19 protein-coding genes are annotated in these 17,094 nt (G+C 32.0%); 17 read left to right on the forward strand and 2 right to left on the reverse strand.

Translation table 11 applies throughout. The features are described 5' to 3' along the window. Window positions 1–181: 181 nt before the first annotated feature. From C8N41_RS04835 to C8N41_RS04850, 4 genes are all read left to right on the forward strand, one after another. Window positions 182–547, forward strand: coding sequence for a BlaI/MecI/CopY family transcriptional regulator (locus C8N41_RS04835; RefSeq protein ID WP_092445216.1), 366 nt, complete (start codon window positions 182–184; stop codon window positions 545–547). A gap of 102 nt (window positions 548–649) precedes the next feature. Continuing rightward, on the forward strand, window positions 650–2,929 hold the full coding sequence (locus tag C8N41_RS04840; protein WP_394364693.1) for an energy transducer TonB: 2,280 nt from the start codon (window positions 650–652) through the stop codon (window positions 2,927–2,929). 11 nt (window positions 2,930–2,940) lie between these two features. Next, window positions 2,941–4,071, forward strand: coding sequence for a tetratricopeptide repeat protein (locus tag C8N41_RS04845; RefSeq protein ID WP_115838397.1), 1,131 nt, complete (start codon window positions 2,941–2,943; stop codon window positions 4,069–4,071). A gap of 114 nt (window positions 4,072–4,185) precedes the next feature. After that, entirely contained in the window at window positions 4,186–4,662 is a 477-nt protein-coding gene (locus C8N41_RS04850) for a hypothetical protein (RefSeq protein WP_115838398.1), read from the forward strand. Between the two features lie 19 nt (window positions 4,663–4,681). On the opposite strand, the gene C8N41_RS04855 is transcribed toward C8N41_RS04850, so the two are convergent. Both C8N41_RS04855 and C8N41_RS04860 read right to left on the reverse strand, forming a co-directional pair. After that, on the reverse strand, window positions 4,682–5,824 hold the full coding sequence (locus C8N41_RS04855; RefSeq protein WP_115838399.1) for a glycosyltransferase: 1,143 nt from the start codon (window positions 5,822–5,824) through the stop codon (window positions 4,682–4,684). Next, window positions 5,824–6,792 (reverse strand): lysylphosphatidylglycerol synthase domain-containing protein, encoded by a 969-nt coding sequence (locus tag C8N41_RS04860; RefSeq protein ID WP_115838400.1) that lies wholly within the window; start codon window positions 6,790–6,792, stop codon window positions 5,824–5,826. The genes C8N41_RS04855 and C8N41_RS04860 overlap by 1 nt, the downstream gene beginning before the upstream one ends. 27 nt (window positions 6,793–6,819) lie before the next feature. Here C8N41_RS04860 and C8N41_RS04865 point away from each other — a divergent pair, with 27 nt between their 5' ends. The 13 genes from C8N41_RS04865 (at window position 6,820) to C8N41_RS04925 (ending at window position 17,089) form a co-directional block, all read left to right on the forward strand. Beyond that, window positions 6,820–7,458, forward strand: a complete 639-nt coding sequence (locus tag C8N41_RS04865) for a cell envelope biogenesis protein OmpA (protein ID WP_115838401.1) — start codon at window positions 6,820–6,822, stop codon at window positions 7,456–7,458. 4 nt (window positions 7,459–7,462) lie between these two features. Next, window positions 7,463–8,017 carry a crossover junction endodeoxyribonuclease RuvC gene (ruvC, locus tag C8N41_RS04870; protein ID WP_115838402.1) on the forward strand — a complete coding sequence of 185 codons (555 nt, stop codon included), beginning with the start codon at window positions 7,463–7,465 and terminating at the stop codon, window positions 8,015–8,017. A gap of 37 nt (window positions 8,018–8,054) precedes the next feature. Continuing rightward, a complete protein-coding gene (locus C8N41_RS04875; RefSeq protein ID WP_115838403.1) occupies window positions 8,055–8,420 on the forward strand; it encodes a hypothetical protein in 366 nt (121 codons plus the stop codon). Window positions 8,421–8,450: 30 nt separating this feature from the next. Next, window positions 8,451–9,584, forward strand: a complete 1,134-nt coding sequence (gene hemW, locus C8N41_RS04880; protein WP_115838404.1) for a radical SAM family heme chaperone HemW — start codon at window positions 8,451–8,453, stop codon at window positions 9,582–9,584. Further along, a complete protein-coding gene (locus C8N41_RS04885) occupies window positions 9,581–10,333 on the forward strand; it encodes a cyclase family protein (protein ID WP_092445195.1) in 753 nt (250 codons plus the stop codon). The genes hemW and C8N41_RS04885 overlap by 4 nt, the downstream gene beginning before the upstream one ends. A 43-nt stretch (window positions 10,334–10,376) precedes the next feature. Further along, the gene (locus tag C8N41_RS04890) at window positions 10,377–10,988 is read left to right on the forward strand and encodes a DUF4230 domain-containing protein (RefSeq protein WP_092445193.1); all 612 of its coding nucleotides are present in this window, start codon (window positions 10,377–10,379) and stop codon (window positions 10,986–10,988) included. Further along, window positions 10,985–11,347 (forward strand): MmcQ/YjbR family DNA-binding protein, encoded by a 363-nt coding sequence (locus C8N41_RS04895; RefSeq protein ID WP_115838405.1) that lies wholly within the window; start codon window positions 10,985–10,987, stop codon window positions 11,345–11,347. Before C8N41_RS04890 ends, C8N41_RS04895 begins: the two co-directional genes overlap by 4 nt. A 305-nt stretch (window positions 11,348–11,652) precedes the next feature. Next, window positions 11,653–12,063 (forward strand): response regulator, encoded by a 411-nt coding sequence (locus tag C8N41_RS04900; RefSeq protein ID WP_092445189.1) that lies wholly within the window; start codon window positions 11,653–11,655, stop codon window positions 12,061–12,063. Further along, window positions 12,063–12,602: a heme NO-binding domain-containing protein gene (locus tag C8N41_RS04905; protein ID WP_115838406.1), complete on the forward strand. Its 540-nt coding sequence runs from the start codon at window positions 12,063–12,065 to the stop codon at window positions 12,600–12,602. Before C8N41_RS04900 ends, C8N41_RS04905 begins: the two co-directional genes overlap by 1 nt. Next, window positions 12,602–14,584, forward strand: a complete 1,983-nt coding sequence (locus C8N41_RS04910; protein ID WP_115838407.1) for a PAS domain-containing sensor histidine kinase — start codon at window positions 12,602–12,604, stop codon at window positions 14,582–14,584. The genes C8N41_RS04905 and C8N41_RS04910 overlap by 1 nt, the downstream gene beginning before the upstream one ends. A 2-nt stretch (window positions 14,585–14,586) precedes the next feature. Then, entirely contained in the window at window positions 14,587–15,720 is a 1,134-nt protein-coding gene (locus C8N41_RS04915) for an FIST signal transduction protein (protein ID WP_115838408.1), read from the forward strand. Beyond that, window positions 15,721–16,785, forward strand: a complete 1,065-nt coding sequence (locus tag C8N41_RS04920; protein ID WP_115838409.1) for a sensor histidine kinase — start codon at window positions 15,721–15,723, stop codon at window positions 16,783–16,785. It begins immediately after the preceding gene. Further along, window positions 16,769–17,089: an Hpt domain-containing protein gene (locus tag C8N41_RS04925; RefSeq protein WP_170137090.1), complete on the forward strand. Its 321-nt coding sequence runs from the start codon at window positions 16,769–16,771 to the stop codon at window positions 17,087–17,089. Before C8N41_RS04920 ends, C8N41_RS04925 begins: the two co-directional genes overlap by 17 nt. Window positions 17,090–17,094: the final 5 nt, after the last annotated feature.

A 17,094-nucleotide genomic window follows, 5' to 3' on the forward strand; every position in this document is an offset into this window, starting at 1 on the left:
TCATACTTAAATTCTTTTATAAGACGCTGAATAAGTGATAATGTTACGTTTTTATAAACTAAAAATTTAGTTCAAACTAATATTTTAGTTATATTAGCGGTATGATTTATAATAAATTATATAAACAATTCCACTTTTATTCTGGAATTTAAGTTTAATTACAAAGAGAAGTTATTGCTATATGAAACAGTTAACAAAAGCTGAAGAGGAAATTATGCAAGCCTTATGGCAGCTAAAAAAAGCCAATGTAAAATCTATCATTGAAATTTTACCAGAGCCCAAACCTGCTTATAATACCGTATCTACCATCGTTAGAATTTTAGAAAGTAAAGGGTTTGTGGATTACGAAAAAAAAGGAAAAGGGCATATTTACTTTCCAATTGTAGCTAAAGAATCGTATAGTAATCAGTCTATTAATAAGTTGGTGGACAATTATTTTCAAGGGTCTTTTAAAAGTATGGTATCATTCTTTGTTCAAAAAAATGATGTCGATGTTAAAGATATTGAAACGCTATTGGATGAGATTAATAAGAACAATCCGCAATAATGCCTTCATTTTAAAAATTAACTATTATAGACTTTAAACATTATGTTGTATTCCATTCTTCAAATTATTGCTTTTCAGGCCTTGTTTTTATTGATATACGATATGTTCTTAAAGCGAGAAACTTTCTTCAATTACAACAGAGCTTATTTAATAATTACGTCTGTATTAGCGCTTGTACTACCATTTCTTAAATTTCCCCAATTAAAAACGATGACGACAGAAGATATGGTCATTCATTTACCAGAAGTGTTTATCGGAACCAAAACACCAACGGCATATAACATTCAAACAGCAGAACTAGCTGGTATTATTTTAGAGGAGCCACCAACACCACTTTGGAAAATAATTGCCGTAACAGGTATTGTGATTGCCTCTCTGATATTTCTCATTAAAATCACGAAATTATATTGGTTGAAACATACAAACCCAAGACGTTGGAAAGGCAATATTCTTATTGTAAACTTAATTAAAAGTAGTGCGGCATTTTCGTTTTTCAACACCATATTTTTAGGTGAACAAATCTCAGAATCAGAAAAACCAACCATTTATGAGCATGAGTTGGTTCATATTAAAGAATTTCACACTGTAGATTTATTATTTTTTGAAGTGCTACGAATAGTATTTTGGTTCAATCCTTTAGTTTTTATCTATCAAAATAGAATTAAAGAATTACACGAATATATTGCCGACGCTAAAGCTGTAAAACAAAGTGGTAAAGCGGAATATTATACAAGTTTACTCAATCAGGTATTAGATGTTAAACAGGTGTCTTTTACCAATACATTTTTTAATAAATCATTAATCAAAAAACGAATCGTAATGTTACAAAAATCAAAATCAAAACAACTTCATCTCCTTAAGTATGCGTTATTAATTCCTTTGGTTTTTGGAATGTTGATTTATACCTCTACAGAAGTTAGAGCACAACAAAAGGAGACACAACAAGAACAAGCAGCTAGTCAAGAACGAACAGACGAAGAACTAATTAAAAAGTATTATGATGAAATAGTAACCATGAAGAAAGCTGGAGCTAATTTTACTGAGGTTTCAGATTACGCAGGATTTTCTGAAGAAACTCGGTTGAAATACATGCTTTCAAGAGAAGAGTTTTTGAAATCAATTGCATTTAATAGGTTTGTTGCAGATGGTAATATTCAAAGGAAATCAGAAGATGGAACCTTAACTCAAGATGATATTAATCTCTCTCAATTTATGAAGGACAGAAAATATCGAGATTACCAGGAGTATAAAACTTATAAAAACACAAAAGAAGCCAAAGAGTATTGGGAATTAAGTACACATGATGGTGTGTTAAAATTGTTTGTAGAAGATTTAGCAAATAAAACAGCGCAAGAAGAATCTAAATTTAATGGCTTGCTAAAGCAATTAGAAAGTGATTCATATTTTAAAAAACTAGTGGTTACAGATGGTACACAAACGTTTACGATTGATTCGTATACTTCTAATAATACGTCCAAAATAATACAAGAGGTTGAAGAACATATAGAAGTTCCATTCTCTGTTGTAGAAGAAAGTCCTACATTACCTGAGTGTGAAGACTTAGAAAGTAATTTCGAACAAAAAAATTGTATGAATAAATTTGTTAATAAACACATTGGTAAAAATTTCAATACAAGTGTCGGAGATAATTTAAGTCCAGGACGAAAACGTGTTTTTGTACAGTTTAAAATTGATACCGATGGCAGTGTTAAGGATATCGTAGCGAGAGGGCCAAGCCCAATGTTGGAGGAAGAAGCCAAACGTGTTATCGCAACCTTACCTAAATTTATACCAGGGAAACAAAAAGGAAAAGCTGTTATAGTGCCTTTTTCTATACCAATTGTTTTTCAGGTTGCAAGTAAAGGAATTGATACTACAAATGTTGATGAAACAAAAAACTTGAAGGAGGCTTTATATAATTCGTCAAATAAAAGTAACAAAAAAGAACTTGTAGAATTTTTAAAAGAAGAAATCAAAAAACTAGAAAAAGATATTGAAAGATCGGAAGCTGTGCCCTTTAGCGAAGTAGAAGTTGCTCCAATTCATCCCGATTGTGAATCGCTATCTAACACTATAGAACTAAAAGATTGTTTAGCTCATGCTATTAATAAGCTCGTTGGAAAAAATTTTAATACTGATCTTGCAAATTCTTTAGGTTTACCAGCAGGAAAAAAACGAATTTTCACACAATTTATAATAGATAAATCAGGAAACGTTACCAATATCGTAGCAAGAGGACCACATCCTAAATTAGAAGAAGAAACTATTAGAGTTTTAAAGTTATTGCCAAAGTTTAGACCAGCTACACAAGAAGGTGAAGTTGTAGCAGTATCGTATGCTTTGCCTATTGTTTTTCAAATTCATGACATTAAAAAAGACTAATTATAATCCGTATGAAACTATTCTTTTTCTTTTCATGTTTTATTGTTGCACTTAGCATACATGCTCAAAATTCTAAAGAAGAGGCAGATCACCTTTATAATACGGGCAATTTTACAAAGGCCATTGCGACCTATAAATCACTAGATCATTTAGATCCCGTTTACGATGAGATTGCAAAGGCTTATATAGCCATAGGTAATTATGGGGAAGCTATAGTAAATTACGAAAAAGCGACTAAAGCCAACCCAGAAGACCTTCTGTTGCAATATGAATACGCTAAACTTTTATCTCGAACTAAAAAGTACGATAAGGCAAATCAGCTGTTTTCAAACTTAATTGCAGCCGATAGTTTAAACCCCGATTACTATTATGAATTGGGTGTGGTTTTAGAAAAACAAAAAGACACTACAGCATTACGGCAATTTCAGAAAACATTTGAACTAGATGAAACACATCAAAAGGCGATTTTTAAAATTGCAAAACAGCATTTAAAAAAACGCAATTTTTTAGAAGCTCATAGATATATAGACCGTGGCCTAGAAAGCTACGAAAACAATATAGAGCTAATCAGTTTAAAAGCACAAGCCTATTACCATCAAGAGTACTATACCCATGCTGTAGTTTGGTTTAAAAAACTGTTGGATTTAGGTGAGAATTCCGAATTTATACATGAAAAATTAAGTTTGAGTTACGCCCAAAATTCAGATTACGACGAGGCTATTTATCACCGAAAACAAGCCTTAAAGTATAGTCCAAATGATGCCAATGCCATCTTCACTATTGGGTCTTATTATCAAAGTTTAAATAATTTTGAAATGGCTGAAAAGTACATCACAATGGCTTTATTATTAAAGGATCTGCCATTGTCAGATGAATATCAGCGTTTGGGAATTATTTTTAATCGGCAGAAAAAATACGATCAAGCTATTAAAGCTTTTCAGAAATCAATAAAAGAAGACCCTTCAAACATGATGTCTGAGTTCTATCTACTTCGAACTAAAGATGAATATTATGCCGACATTGACTCTAAAATTAAATTGTACGAACAGTTTATTGAAAAGCATAAAAAAAGTCCGTTTTTAGGATATGTTAAAGGCAGATTAAAAGAATTAAAAGAAGAAAAATTTTTAGAAGGCGAATAATATTCCTTGTAAAAATAAAAATTATCATACCATATTACGCTTCAATCTAAAAGCCTAGTAGTCTCGCTTCTTTTTCAATAAAATATCGTACTTTTCGCTATCATAACACTAGTAATGAATCGAATTGTTTGTCTTTTAATCTTGCTTTTTGCAACCTCTTGCAATTATTTTGAAAAGAAGAAAGTCTATCCTGAAGATTTGCTTGAAGAAGAATTGCAAACTTTCAACTGGAATGAGGTCGACACCTATCCGACCTTTACGGATTGTGAGCATATGACTTCTAAGGAAACTCATAAATTATGTTTTCAAAATACTTTAATTTCTAGCGTTAATCAATATTTGTCTGCTCAAAATTTTGTCGTTTCAAATGATGTTAACGATACCATTACACTTAAAATAAAAATTGATAAATCAGGCTTATTAAAGGTTACATCTATTAAGATACGACCTGAAACAATTCAAGAGATACCAAAAATTGACAGCTTACTACGACAGAGTCTAAAAGGTGTCCCCAAAATTTATCCAGCGATTAAGCGCAATCAGCAAGTTACCACTGCTTTTGAGTTACCTGTTATTGTACGTATTAAATAATTTTTTTTACTGAGTAGTTTTAGGCTTTAAAGGTTCTATTTTTCCATTCATAAGATTTAAAAAAGGTTAAAAAAACGATACTAACGTTAAATATTGGATAGATAATACTCAAAAAGATATAGGATAATAAAAGATTTTCTTGTTTAAAAAAACGGGTGGTTTTAAATAGCAATAAAAAATCAATACTGAATTTAATACTGTATAAGGCCACAGCAATGTCTAGTGCTATACTATTAAAATAAATAGCGGGTAGCAAGCCTAAACACGTTAAGTTGCCAAAGAAAACAACGAATCCAGTTCCTTTTGTATATCTATTTTTGTTTTCACTTGTTTTAGAGGCCCAGCGTAAACGTTGGTGTATTAGTGCGCTCAGGCCATAAGCAGGATTTGTGGTTACGATAGCATTTTTAGATTTTAAATACTGCACTTTTTTAGCATCGTGGGCTATAAATTTTTCAAGAAGGAATATATCGTCTCCACTGGCAATAGTGTTATTGTCGTTAAATCCTTTTACGGTATAAAATAACTCTTTGCGATAACAGAAATTCGCTCCATTACATAATATGGGCTTTTTTATGCCAAAACTACCAATGGTTGCTCCTTGCAAACTCAGCATGTCTAAAGTCTGAAAACGATTTAAAAAGGTCATTTTACCGTGATAGGTAACAGGAGCAACAATACTATCAGGTTTTTTTAATTGAATACATTCATCCAAGGCATCTAGCCAGTACTTAGGTAAACTACAGTCGGCATCTGTCGTAACAATCCAGTTGTATTTTGAAACTGAAACAGCAGCAGTAATGGCATCTTTTTTAGGTGAATTAGAAATTCTAATATTCTTTATAATCTGAAGGTCAACATTCGCAAATTTAAATGAGTTTTTTAGTACTATTGAATTGATGACGGCTACAGAATTGTCTTCAGAATCGTCGTCGACTAAAATAATTTCGAACATGGATTTTGGATACGCTAATTTTAAAATAGAATCTAACAGATTTGGAAGATTATTTGCTTCATTTCGAAATGGAATGATGACAGAAAATTTTGTCTTTGGTGGTATATCTCGTAGCTTAAAATTATCTACCAAGTCAAATCCGTAGCAAAGCAGACCTATAATACAGAGGTACGCTATAATGATAAAAACAACTACATAGGTCAGCATTAATCTACGGATTTAGGAAGTTTAAAGTTGAGCACAAAATAACTGCCAAAAACACTTGGAAGTACAAAATTGAGTAGCCACATGAGACTTGTTATAGATAAAATAATAAACTCATTAACCGGAATATATGCAAATAAAAACACAGCAATACTACTTTTTATAACGACATCAAAAATTGAAATGGTGGGTACAATAGAAGCGAGAAGATACATGCTTGTAATTACTAGCATAGCATCGTAATAATTAAGATCGATATTAAATACAGTTAATAGAAAGTAAAATTGAAATGAAAATATAAGATACCTAGCACAAGATAAAATTAGGTTTAAAACATGTGTTTTTAGTGGTATAGATTTAATAAAATCAATGACAGAAATAAGCGAAAACCCTTTTATTTTAAAATGTTTTTTTGATAATATCATACCAGTGAAGAGTCCAATAATTAAAATAATAATGCCTATAGTAATCATGTTAGTGTAATTAATAGCTATAGCATATTGCCTTGCAAATAGTGTAAAACCAATACAGCCAAGTAATGTTGTTATAATCATTTGCGCCATATTACCCAACAGGTTTAATAATACAATTTTAGTTCGGTAAGGTTTGGTATAATAAATTGCTTTGGCACCATAGTCACCAATACGATTGGGAGTAATCAATGAGGCTGTTAGCCCTCCTAAACTCTGTTCTAAAGCAGATATAAATGAAATACCCTTAATTACCTTAACGAGCTGTTGCCATTTTGTAATTTCGAAAAACCAGTTAAAACCAGTTAAAATAATTAAAACAAGGCTATTCTTTAATGAAAAAACCTCATTTTTATTCAGAAAAACGACAAATTTGTTGAATTCTAAATGTTCGTTTTCAACAATTTTAGTATAAATAAAATAAAAAGCTGCAACAACAATAATCAACTTGATAAGTACAAAGAAGAATTGTTTAATTTTGTGAGATCCATTGTTATGCATACTACAAATAAAATCAAAAACTAACAGATGCAATACTATTTTAAACAATACCTTTTCTTTTTTGTAATCCTTTTTATAACGTTTAAAAGTGAAGCCCAATTAAAAGACACTGCAAAATGGAAAGCACTGTTTGCGGTTGGAGTCAATTACCCAACCACAGACGGATTTGTAAAAGGCTCATATGCTCAGTCATTAAATTTTCCAACGGTTAATTTAGGGATTCAACACATGCTAAAACGTCAATATGGTATAAAATTAGATTTGGGTTTTAACCGTTTTAAAAATGATGATGAGACACCAGAATTTAAAATTAATTACACAAGAGTTAATGCGCAGTTTGTTTATGACCCAACTGACCTTATCGGGATTTTACCCATGCGACTTCGGACTGTGGCTCATGCAGGACCAGGTGTATCCTTTGTAAAGCCTTTAGGAACCTTGGGTGATAATAAGCAAACTTTTATGAATCTTTTAGGAGGTTTGGAATTTAACTATGCTATAAATGAGAAGGTTTCGGTCTATACGGACGTTTCTTATATTTACGGATTAACTTCTTTAGACAATTATAATCCGGCATTAAATGGCTTGGGAGCTTTTAATGGCAGTGTATTTAACCTTACCTTTGGATTGGCAGTCTCATTAAGTGGTTGCGAATACTGTAATTAAAAGCATGAGTAAAGAGAAAATTATTTTGGGCATTGATCCAGGAACTACAATTATGGGTTTTGGACTCATAAAAGTTGTAGGTAAAAAAATGGAATTTATGCAGCTTAATGAGCTCATCCTAAAAAAATACGATGACCATTATCTTAAATTAAAACTTATTTTTGAACGTACCGTAGAACTCATCGATACGTATCACCCTGATGAAATAGCGATTGAAGCTCCTTTCTTTGGTAAAAACGTACAGAGTATGCTAAAGTTAGGACGTGCTCAAGGTGTTGCTATGGCAGCAGGTTTGTCTCGAGAAGTTCCAATTACAGAATATGCTCCTAAAAAAATAAAAATGGCAATTACCGGAAATGGAAGTGCGAGTAAAGAGCAAGTGGCTAAAATGTTACAAAGCATGTTAGGTCTTAAAACTATTCCAAAGAATTTAGATTCTATGGATGGTTTGGCCGCAGCCGTTTGTCATTTTTATAACGAAGGTAGAGTTGAAGTTGGTAAAAGCTATTCGGGCTGGTCTGCCTTTGTAAAGCAGAATGAAGACCGCATAAAGAAGTAAATAATTTACCGTTGTAGTATGCCGTTAAAAATAGTAAATGAGATACATTATTTTACTTTTAATATTTAGCCAGTCCCTGTTAAGTTTTAGTCAAGGACAAGTAGAAATGAATGATATTGCCTATGAAAATTATTATCAATCTCAGAAAATAAAAGATTCTTTAGTTAGTGAATTGAAACAACTAAATAGTAAGGACACTACCTTTATATCAGCTTTAGATACTTCAGAAGAATTTTGGAATCTATTTGTAGATGAGCAATTTAAATTGAAATTTCCAAGGTTTGAATCTTGGGAAACAAGACGAGAAATTTATGGAAGTCAATTTGATATGTTGTATTATAATTTTTTAAAACGCTATTGCGATTTACGAATTTTAACCCTGTATAACTTATTTGAAGACTAAAATAAAGTCTGACTGAATATTAAAAATAAAATGAGCGGTATTTATATCCACATCCCATTTTGCAAGCAAGCATGTTATTATTGCGACTTCCATTTTTCGACATCCTTGAAGAAAAAAGATGAACTTGTAAATGCTTTAGCTCAAGAATTAAAACTTCGTAAAGATGAATTTAAAAATTCTAGCGTAGAAACGATTTATTTTGGTGGTGGAACACCAAGCCTTTTAACCAATGTTGAGTTACAATTTATAATAGATTCAGTTTATAAAAATTATAAGGTTTCAGCTAACCCAGAAATTACACTTGAAGCCAATCCAGATGATTTATCTAAAGAGCGAATTATTGAGCTCTCTAAAAGTCCCATAAATCGTTTATCCATTGGTATTCAATCCTTTTTTGAAGCCGATTTAAAATTGATGAATCGCGCACATAATGCAAACGAAGCTAAAGAATGTTTGTCTGTGGCGACGCGCCACTTCGATAATATTTCTTTAGATTTAATTTATGGCATCCCAGGAGCTTCAAACGCACAGTGGTTAGAAAATATAGAAACGGCCTTACGTTTTGGAGTTCCTCATATTTCAAGTTATGCTTTAACGGTAGAACCTAAAACAGCCTTAGCGTCATTTATAAAAAAAGGTATAATTGACGATGTTGATGACGAGCAAGCGCATGAGCAATTTCATATGTTGAAAGCTAAATTAGAAGCTTCAGGATTTGTACATTACGAATTGTCTAATTTTGGAAAAGAAGGTTTTTTTAGCAAGAACAATTCGGCCTATTGGCAAGGGAAATCCTATTTAGGAATTGGTCCTTCGGCACACTCGTTTAATGGAAGGCAACGTGGCTGGAATGTGAGTAATAATTCAAAATACATAAAAGCCCTTCAGCAGCAGCAATTACCAATAGAAGTTGAAACTTTAACCCAAACAGATCAGTACAACGAATATGTAATGACTGGTTTGCGCACCATTTGGGGAGTGTCGCTATTAAAAGTAGAAAACGAATTTGGTATAGATTATAAAGATTATTTAATTGAACAGTCCAAAATTTTTATAAATCAACAATTATTGTATATTGATGATAAGCATATACGCGTCACTAAAAAAGGACAGTTTTTATGTGATGGTATTGCCAGTGAACTATTTAAAATTAACAAAGCGTGATCGCAACTATTCAATACAAATCCAGAAAATTAAAAATAGATTTATTAGAACCGTTAGACCTCTCAATTCCTATAACAGGAAAGTCTACCAATGTAAATGCATGGTATTTAGAGCCGCCAACCATACAACCCGAAGTTATAGATGGAGATACCATAAGTGTTGCAGATGGAGCCGTGGTAAACTTTAATTCCATAAAATTTAACCCACATTCTCATGGTACGCACACCGAAACGGTTGGTCATATCACTAAAGAAAGTTATCCTATAAACAAATGTTTAAAACAGTTTTTCTTCCTCGCTGAGGTTGTTACTGTGGCGCCAGAAAAATTAGGAGATGATTATGTCATTTCACGTAAACAGTTACAATTTGCCTTAGGTAATAAAAAACGTGAAGCTATTGTAATTAGAACCATGCCAAATACACGCGAAAAATGTTCTAAACAATACTCGGATACCAATCCTACTTACCTTTTAGAGGATGCAGCCAATTACCTTAAGACTAAAGGTGTAAAGCATTTGCTAGTAGATTTGCCTAGTGTAGATAAAGAGCAAGATGGAGGAGCGCTTTTGGCTCATAATGCCTTTTGGAATACTAGCGGAAAATTGCGTTTAGATGCTACAATAACCGAGTTAATATACGTATCTAATAACATAGAAGATGGTAAATACATGCTTAATCTTCAGATTGCACCTTTTGAGAATGATGCGAGCCCAAGCAAACCTATTTTGTATAAGATTATAGATAAATAGCCTGTGACATTAACTTATTTTTAGTGTCATATATTTACATACTATGGAAACATTTTTTATCATTATTATCAGTGTTTTGGTGACTTTGGGTTTAGTGACCATTTACAAACAATGGAAAACGAAGCAGGTTCGAAACTCTCAATCTGTAATTTTACTAGATAAAATAAAACGGGTTTGTAAATTTATTACTGTTGAAGGAGATTTTGCTGAAATATACCATTATGAAGATGTCAAAGAGAAATTTTTAAAACTAATTTTAAGTCGTAAAAAAGCGCTTGTAGTTATCAATGCGAAAGCTCACGTTGGTTTTGACTTTAGTAAAGTAGAAATGCGTTCTAATGCTAAGACTAAAACCATTATTTTATCTAAATTTCCGCAACCTGAAGTGTTATCTATAGAAAGTAACATTAATTATTACGATAAAAAAGATGGTATGTTTAATCGGTTTGAAGCATCGGATTTAACCGATTTACACACCAAAGCAAAAGCCCACATTATGGATAAAGTGCCAGAAAGTGGTTTGTTTAATTTAGCTAAACAAGAAGCTTTAGAAACTATTAATCTTATAGAAAATTTAGCGGAAACTATTGGATGGAAATTAGATTATTCAGCACTAAAGATTGAAACTGATGAGGACAATAAATTGTTGAAATGAATATAGAAGACTACAGAAATTATTGCCTAAATAAAAAGGAGGTGACAGAACATTTTCCTTTTGATAATGATACACTAGTTTTTAAAGTCTGTAATAAAATGTTTGCACTTGCCTCATTAAAACGTTGGGAAAATGGCGAAGCTTTTATCAATCTAAAATGCGATCCAGAATATGCCCAAGAGTTACGCGCCAAATTCGATAGTGTAAAGCCTGGTTACCACATGCACAAAAAACAATGGAATAGCGTTTATGTCCTTACAGGAGAACTCTCTCCAAAACTTATTACAGATTTAATAGATCATTCTTATGATATGGTAGTGAAAGGGTTACCAAAAAAGACACAAGCATTATTAAAATAAAAGCTTATTTGGGCTGTTTTGTAACCTCACTGCTTTGCCATTTTAGAGATCTTAAAAAACAAATGAGTTAAAAAGGGGTTTAGCTTTGTGTGAAATAGAGACTAAAGTATTGGTAGTTAGTAGTTTGGGGTGCTTTAATTTTAAAAAAAGAATATTTAAATTCATAGGTGTTTTCTAGATACATAACCGTTCGTCGATACTAAAATGTAAATAAGCGATATTACCTACCAATTAAACGAAAATTAGGCTTTAAAACACATACACTATTGTAATTTTGATTCTTAAATTTAAAATAAACTTTAGGGATGAGAAATCTTAATATACTACTTATAGAGGATGATATGATTGAGGTTATGAAATTTAATAGAGCAATTAATTCTCTAGGGTTAACACACGAAATCACTGAAGCAAATAATGGAGAGGAGGCTTTAGAGTTACTTAAGAAAAAAGATCAATTACCAGATATTATTCTTCTAGATTTAAATATGCCAAAAATAAATGGCATTGAGTTTCTTAAAATTTTAAAAGCCGATGAACGATTAAGATATATACCAACAATTATCCTAACAACCTCTAGTAATCAGAAAGATTTACTAGAATGTTTTGAAGTTGGAATTGCTGGCTATGTGTTAAAACCATTAAAATACGAGGATTATATTTCTAAAATCGAAAAAATATTAAGATATTGGAGTGTAAATGAATTGATAACTGTATAATGAAAGGTATAATATTTACTGAGTTTTTAGATTTAGTTGAAGAGAAATTTGGGTTAGGAATGGTTGATAAAATTATTAATCAATCTAACCTAGAATCTGAAGGAGCATACACCTCAGTAGGAACGTACGAGTTTTCAGAAATGTTACAACTCATAACGCATCTCAGTGAAAACACTGATATTTCTATAGATGATTTACTCATGGTGTACTCAGAACATCTGTTTAAAGCATTGGTAAAGGCACATCCAAATTTAGTAGAGCATTACAAGGATCCTATGAAACTTTTAGCTTCAATTGAAAATCATATTCATGTCGAAGTTCAAAAAATCTATCCAGATGCTCAATTACCTACTTTTGAGCTTGAAGAGCAAACCGACCAACACATGGTTCTGGTTTATAAATCAGACAAAGGACTTTACGTATTAGGTAAAGGTTTAATGTTAGAAACTTTTAAACTTTTTAAGGTTCCTGTTGAAATTAATTATGAAAAACTCAATGCAGAAGGAACTGAGGTTCGGTTTTTTATAACAAAGAAATAATGAGCTCAAACGATAGTGAATTAGAAGTCTATAAAAGAGCTCTTGCTCGAGAAAAATTAGCTCGAAAAGCAGCTGAGAAAATTCTTGAAGACAAATCTACAGAACTCTACAATACGGCTCAAGAACTAAAACGCTCTAATCACAAATTACAAAAAATTCTTACAGAACGCACACTAGAGTTGCAAGGTGTATTCGAAAACATTATCGATGCCTACATTGTTATGGATTTGTGGGGTAATGTTATTAAAATGAATGAGGCTGCAGCCAATTTGTTGGGCTTTGATTCTTACGAAGATTTTAATTTATTGAGCGTTGCAGACGTGTCTGAAGTAGAAAACGTTATGAATGCTTTCGATGTGTTACTGGTGCAAGGATCGGTAACTGATTTTAGAGTTAAACTCAACACCAAAAGTGGTGCTCAAATCCTTACACAGGTTAATGCTAGTATTATTTTAAATGAAAACGGAGAGCCCATAGCAGCTCAAGGTATTTTAAGAGACGTTACCCTAGAAAAACAAGCTAAAGACAAATTAAAACAATCCGAAAACCGACTGTTAACACTAATAAGCAACCTAGAAACAGGAATTTTATTAGAAGATGAAAACAGACGGATTATACTCGTAAATCAGAAGTTCTGTGATATGTTTAGGTTAGCGCTAAATCCAAAGGAATTGGTCGGTAAAGATAGTGCACAGATATTTGAACAATCTAAAACGATTTTTAGAGCTCCTAAAGGGTTTATTACCAGAGTTAATGTACTTCTAAAATCTAAAAAAGTGGTTATAGGAGATGAACTCAACACTACAAAAGGAGATATACTCGAAAGAGATTTTATACCCATCATCAGTGATAATGAATACAAAGGAAATCTATGGAGTTATAGAGATGTCACCTTAAAGCGACATTATAGACAAAGCATAGAAATAGAAAAAGAAAAGTATAGAAGTATCATTGCAAATATGCATCTTGGGTTGGTTGAAATTGATGAGGAAGGTAGAGTTTTAATGGCCAATCAAAGTTATCTTAATATGTCTGGCTATACTGAAGATGAGATTATAGGAGAAGTTGGGAAAGATATCTTATTAGCAAAAGCTGATAGAGATATGGTAGAATCCCAAATGGAAAAAAGAAAAAAAGGTGTTACCAACGCCTACGAAGTAAAAATTAGAAATAAAAAAGGAGAATTAAGACATTGGTTATTAAGTGGGGCACCTAATTATAATGTTAATGGAAAAATCTCTGGGTCCATTGGTATTATATATGATATTACCGAATTAAAAGAACTGCAAATACAAAAAGAAAGTCTACTCTTAGAGTTAGAAAAAAGTAATAACGAATTACAAGAGTATGCACACATTGTTTCACACGATTTAAAATCTCCGCTAAGAAGTATTGATGCGCTTTTGCAATGGATTAAAGAAGATAATAAAGATAGTTTAGATGAATTAAGTCTACAAAACATCAGCCTAATAGAAGTAACTTTAGAAAAGATGGAACAACTAATTTCAGACATTCTAGAATACTCAAGTATTGGTTCAAGTCAGGCACAAAAGAAACCTGTGGATTTAAATGATCTTGTTGAAGGATTAGTGAAAATATTATATGTTCCTAATCATATTGAGATTAAAATAAGCCATCCCTTACCAACGATATCAGGAGACAAAACCAAATTGCAACAGTTATTTCAAAACTTAATCAGCAATGCTGTAAAATTTATTGATAAGCCAGAAGGAAGGATTGAAATTGCAGTAAAAGATTTATCAGATTATTATGAGTTCTCTATACAAGATAACGGTATGGGAATAGAAAAACGCTTTCACGATAAAATTTTTAAAATTTTTCATGCACTCAATAAAAGTAAAGATTCAACAGGAGTAGGGTTATCTATTGTTAAAAAAATTGTTGAACTACATAGTGGTAAGATTTGGTTAGAAAGTACACCGAATGTTGGCACTACATTTTATTTCACCTTAAAAAAATAATCATGAAAATAGTTCAATTAGTTAAGTACAGGCAAAAGGACTGGGAATATCTTACTGATAAGCATGTGCTTAAAAAGCCATTGGTGATAGTTTTTGGAAACCGTCATCTTTTAGAGTGTCCTACAATCTATGAAGACATTAAAGTGTTGTTTCCTGATGGTGATATTGTGTTTGGTTCTGCCTGTGCAGAAATTTCATCGGTTACGGTTAACGAAGGCAGTATTACAATTACAGCAATAGAGTTTGAGCGAACTCATTTTATAATTAAAACGAGTAATATTTTAAATAAAGATTTAGATAGTTACAAAACCGGAGGCGCTTTAGTTAAACAGTTTCCTAAAGAAGGTTTAAAATATGTATTTGTAGTTTCTGAAGGTAGTTTTGTTAACGGTAGTCAATTAACAAAAGGGATGCGAGATGCTATTGAAAAGAACATCTTAATAACAGGTGGACTTTGTGGTGATGATGAGCGTTTTGAGAAAACTATTGCTGGATATAATGAAAATCCTAAACAAGGAGAAATAGTCGCTATTGGTTTTTATGGAGACTCACTAGAGATTTCATTTTCTATTCATGGAGGTTGGACACCTTTTGGACCAGAACGTACGGTGACTAAATCTGAAGGTAATGTTCTTTATGAATTAGATGGTAAACCAGCACTAGACTTATATAAAACATACTTAGGTGATAAGGCTAAAGATTTGCCAAGCGCAGCACTTTTGTATCCACTAAATGTCACTTTATTATCCGAAAAACAATCTATAGTAAGGTCAATTCTTAGTGTAGATGAAGACCAGAATGCAGTTGTTTTAGCAGGCGATATAGCAGAAGGAGCCAAAGTACAATTAATGATGACCAACGTAGATCAAATTGCAAATGCGTCTGAGCGAGCAGCAAGGCAGGCTCTTGAGCTAAGATCATCTACACCAGAATTGGCGATGTTGGTAAGTTGTATTGGTAGAAAATTGGTGTTAGACCAACGTGTAGAAGAAGAAATAGAAGAAGTTATTGAAGTCCTAGGGCCAAAGACCGCCATTTCAGGATTTTATTCTTACGGAGAAATTGCACCTTTTCATGGAGAAATGGCTTGTCAATTGCACAACCAAACCATGACCATAACTTTAATAAGTGAATAAATGAATTCGCTATTAAAAAGACAGGTACGTAAATATTTAAGTGAAGAACTTAGAGAAAATAAAGATTTAGATGAATTTCTAAGTGCTATTGATCGATCGTACAATAATTATGATGAGCATTCTGCAATGATTCAAAGAGCCATGGCTATTAGCTCAGAAGAATTATTTGCAGCAAACAAACAATTGCGTTTAGAGGCTCAAGAACAGAAAGAGCTCATTGTAAAATTGAAAAGTCTTATAAACAAACTTGGAGTCTTGGATAGTAATCTAAACCAAAATACTACTAACACCGATATAAGTGGGTTAAAGTTAGTAGATTTTATTGAGGGTCAGGCCAAAGAGATTATAGAAATGAGCAAAGAGAAAGAATCATTGCTTAGTGCCTTATCCCAACAAAATCAAGAATTGAGCGATTATGCGCATATGGTCTCGCACGATTTAAAATCACCATTACGCAATATCGATACACTGACCTCTTGGCTATTAAAAGATCACATAGATAATTTAGACAAGCATGGAGCTAACCAATTGCAATTGATTAGAACCAATGTTCAAAAAATGGATACTTTAATCAGTGGAATTTTAAGTTATTCAACCGTATGTAAGGGAGATAAGAATTTTTATGATGTAGATTTAAATGTCTTAATAAAAAATACTATTGCTTCTATAAATGTTCCAAAGGATTTTAAAATAAAAGTAAATCCGCTACCTATTGTTAGTGGAGACAGGAGCCGATTAATTCAACTGTTTCAAAATTTATTAGAAAATGCCATTAAGTACAACGATAAAGAAATAGGCCAAGTAGAAATAGGAGGAAAAGATATTGGGGAATATTGGCAATTTTATGTCAAAGATAATGGTAAAGGTATTGACCAAATATATTTTGATCGGATTTTTAAAACTTTTGTAAAGTTAGAAAACACTGCAGAATCTTCAGGAATTGGTTTGTCTATCGTTAAGAAAATTATTGAATTTTATAGTGGTAAAATTTGGTTAACATCAGAAATAAAAAAAGGAACAACTTTCTTTTTTACAATACAAAAAAATCATGAGAGAACAGCCTAATCTATCGTACATTAATCAAATGTCTGGAGGAGATAAAGACTTTGAAGAAAAGTTAATGGGAATTATAAAAATTGAATATCCGAAAGAAAAACAAACCTACTTACATAACATTGAAGCAAAAAAATATAAAGACTCCGCAGATAATGTTCATAAACTTAAACATAAAATTAGTATTTTAGGACTTGAAAAGAGTTACGGAATTGCAGTTACTTATGAAGAAAACCTATTAAATGGTAAAGAAGACGGACGGAAAGATTTTGAAGCAATTCTAGATACAATCACAGATTATTTAGAGACCTTTTAAAACTA

It is taken from the genome of Winogradskyella sediminis (assembly GCF_003387355.1).
Classification (GTDB): Bacteria; Bacteroidota; Bacteroidia; order Flavobacteriales; family Flavobacteriaceae; genus Winogradskyella; species Winogradskyella sediminis.